Origin of the sequence: Microbacterium sp. BF1, assembly GCF_019279095.1 — a bacterium.
Classification (GTDB): domain Bacteria; phylum Actinomycetota; class Actinomycetes; order Actinomycetales; family Microbacteriaceae; genus Microbacterium; species Microbacterium maritypicum.
The window spans coordinates 1-3127 of record NZ_JAGYWT010000289.1 but is presented as its reverse complement, the minus strand read 5'-3'; the positions used below and the strand labels follow the sequence as shown (position 1 = coordinate 3127).

The following is a 3127-nucleotide window of genomic DNA, read 5'->3' as shown; positions in this document are numbered from 1 at the left end:
CCGGTCGGCTCGAGCGAGGCCGCGTGATCGGAGCCCCACATGGTGCGATCGAGCGTGATGTGGCGTTCGACGGCGACGGCGCCGATGGCCACGGCGGCGAGCGAGATCTGGAGTCCGCGCTCGTGCCCCGAGTAGCCCACGGGCACACCGGGGTAACGGTCGCGCAGTGTGGCGATCACCCGCAGGTTCGCCTCCTCAGGCTCCAGCGGGTAGGTCGAGGTGGCGTGCATGAGGACCACGCGATCGGTGCCGAGGGTGTCCAGCGCCCGGTCGATCTGCTCGATGGTCGACATGCCCGTGGAGAGGATGACGGGTTTGCCCGTCTCGCGCAGGGCGACCAGCAGCTCGGTGTCGGTGAGGCTGGCCGAGGCGACCTTGTGCGCCACGACGCCCAGGTCTTCGAGGAAGGCGACGCTGGGCACGTCCCACGGCGAGGCGAACCAGTCCAGGCCGAGCATCGTGGCGTGGTCGCCGATCTCGACGTACTCGTCGCGGCCGAACTCGACCCGGCGGCGGTAGTCGAGGTAGCTCATCACGCCCCACGGCGTCTCGCGAGGGACATCGCGCATGTGCTCCGGAGTGGAGATCTCCGGCGTGCGCTTCTGGAACTTCACGGCGTCGGCACCGGCGCGAGCCGCGACGTCGATGAGCTTCTTGGCGATGTCCACGTCACCGTTGTGGTTCAGGCCGATCTCCGCGATGACGTAGGCAGGACGCCCGCCGCCGATCACTCGTGAGCCGATGCTGACAGTCATGATTCCTCCGGTGTTCGAGCGTTGGTGCAACCCCTCCCTCCTGAGTACGGGCCGAGGATGAACACCGGGCGACCACCGGGTTACCGGGATCGGTCAGCTCGACAACACCCGTTCGATCAGCTCCCGCACGGCGCCTTCTCCACCGCGACGGCTCAGCACGACACGGGCCTCTTCGAGTACCAGCGGATGTGCGTTCGCGACCGCGACCGGCCACCCCACGATCCGCATCGCCGGCAGGTCGTTGACGTCGTTGCCGAGGTAGGCGATGTCGGCGAGTGGCATCTCGTTGTCCCGCGCCCAGTTGCGCAGCGCCTTCTCCTTGTCGTCGATGCCGTGCAGCACTGGCACCCGGAGCTTGTCGGCGCGGGCGCGGACCACCGGGTTGACCTCGGTCGACAGGATCAGCAGCGGCACACCGGCACGGCGCAGCAGAGCCACCCCCATGCCGTCTTCACGGCTCACCCGCACCCGCTCGCCACCGTCGGCGTCGATGATCGCGGTGTCGTCGGTGTGCACGCCGTCGAAGTCGGTCACGACGGCGCGGACCGGGATGGGGCCGGGAACCTCATGTAGCGAAGCGAGTGCACGGGCGACGCGGAGCTGATCCGCATCATCGATCTCGATCGCTGTCCATTCCGGCACCGCGGCGATGCGGGTCCTGCCGAAGAAGCGATGCCTGCTCTCGCGGAAGCCCGCGGCACGGAACACGTAGAACGCGCCGGTCTCGAGGTGGTGCGGCTCGCGGTCCTGTCGGCGCGGGCGGTGCGCGGCCTCGTGGTTGATAGCCACCGCGTCACCGCGGTCATCCTCCCGCCACAGGAACCCGTACGTCTCGTGGGCGGCGAACACGCTGTCGGCCCGGTCTGCGCGGACCTCCTCCACCGCCGCGGCGAGCGCGTCGCTCGGGATGAACGGTGATGTCGCCTGCAGGAACGCCACGATCCCGACGCTGTCTCCGCGTGCCTCGAGCTCGTCCAACGCGTGCAGGATCGCGCTCTCCGAGGTCGCCGTGTCTCCAGCGAGCTCGGCTGGGCGGCGGATGACACGGGCGCCCGCAGCCGTCGCCACCGCTGCGATCTCGTCATCGTCGGTGGAGACCACGACCAGGTCGATGCCGGAAGCTGCGGCCGCGGCGCGAACCGCGCGCTCGACCAGCGGCACCCCGCCGACGCGCTGCAGGTTCTTGCGCGGCACCTGCTTCGACCCTCCGCGCGCCGGAATGATAGCCACCGTGCGGGGCTTCTGCTCGTCCATCGTCCACATCCTCGTCGTCGTCATCGTCGTCATCGGCCGCGTATCGCCCGCCAGGCGCGCCCTGCGCGTCGCCGCGCGCCGAGGGCGTGGAGCCGCCACTCCTCGATCCTGCCCACTCCCCCGGCGGGACGCAGTGCACGACGCACGGCGTTCTCGATCGGCGCGCCGGGCAGTCGCAGCTCGGCGAGCCGTCGGGGCGTGAAGTACCGATCGCGCTCATCCGGGTCGAGTCCGCGCAGCAGTTCCTCGGCGCGACCGCGCAGATGCCCGGCGATCTCCGGCTGCATGGCATAGCCGACGGCGTCGATCAGCAGTTGCAGTCGCGCGGGATCGGCATACGGACAGCCCTCGCGCGTGAGGGCGTCGACCAGGGTCGCGGGAATCCGGTTGCTGTTCTCGAACGGCGTCAGTGCAGCGAGGACGGTGTCGTTCCCCGCCGAGCCGATCGCCCGTCCGAAGAGGGTGTGCACGGTCGGTAGCGCCGTGGAGAACCCCGCGACGACGGCCACCGCGTCCAGCCGCTCGGCGAGCGGTTCGGCGGCGAGAGGCCCGCTGTACTCGACGAATTCGATACCGTGCGCGGCCGCGCGCCCTCTGACGGCTACGGTCACCAGGGGCGGCGCGGCCGGATGCGGCTTGAACACGATGCGCTGCGGTGCCCACTGCGCGGCACGGTCGATCAGGCGCTTCTGCAGATCGACCTCCTCTGCCGCCGTCATCAGCCCGAGGGCCGACAGATACTGGCCGAGCACGAGCACCGTGGAGGCACCGTCGTCGACAGGATCGCACGCGGTGGCATCCGTCTCCCGCAGGACCGCGGCGAACGACGCCGGAGGCACTGGCACGACCTCTGCACGGGGAGACCCGACGAGGGGTCGCACTCCCGGCACGACGTCGGCGTGCACGACCCGCTCGATGCGCGCGGCGACAGGGTACGGCAACCGCACGCGCATCGGCGAGTAGGTCTGTTCGATTCGCTGCGCGAGTATGTCCGCGGCGAATCGAACTCGGTGCCCTGGCCGCGCACCTGGATGCTGGTGTTGCCATCCAGTTCACGCAGACGCGCGAGGCGGGACGGAAGGTGCTTGCGCGAGGAGAACGCGGGGAGCACGCGGATC

3 protein-coding genes and 1 pseudogene are annotated in these 3127 nt (G+C 70.0%); all 4 read right to left on the bottom strand.

Annotation, left to right across the window (positions count from 1 at the left end; genetic code table 11):
• Nucleotides 1-755 (bottom strand): N-acetylneuraminate synthase family protein (locus tag KZA10_RS10665; RefSeq protein WP_218682862.1); only part of this gene is annotated, 755 nt, incomplete at its 3' end.
• Between the two features lie 93 nt (nucleotides 756-848).
• The gene (locus KZA10_RS10660) at nucleotides 849-2009 is read right to left on the bottom strand and encodes an acylneuraminate cytidylyltransferase (RefSeq protein WP_256934706.1); all 1161 of its coding nucleotides are present in this window, start codon (nucleotides 2007-2009) and stop codon (nucleotides 849-851) included.
• A gap of 29 nt (nucleotides 2010-2038) precedes the next feature.
• A complete protein-coding gene (locus KZA10_RS10655) occupies nucleotides 2039-2956 on the bottom strand; it encodes a polysialyltransferase family glycosyltransferase (protein WP_308289644.1) in 918 nt (305 codons plus the stop codon).
• A gap of 17 nt (nucleotides 2957-2973) precedes the next feature.
• Nucleotides 2974-3127 (bottom strand): annotated as a pseudogene (locus tag KZA10_RS18035) (DUF58 domain-containing protein); the annotation flags it as partial.

Bases quoted from the DNA above. Each gene is read 5' to 3' on its own strand.
- KZA10_RS10660 (WP_256934706.1), bottom strand. From the start codon at position 2,009: ATGGACGAGCAGAAGCCCCGCACGGTGGCTATCATTCCGGCGCGCGGA.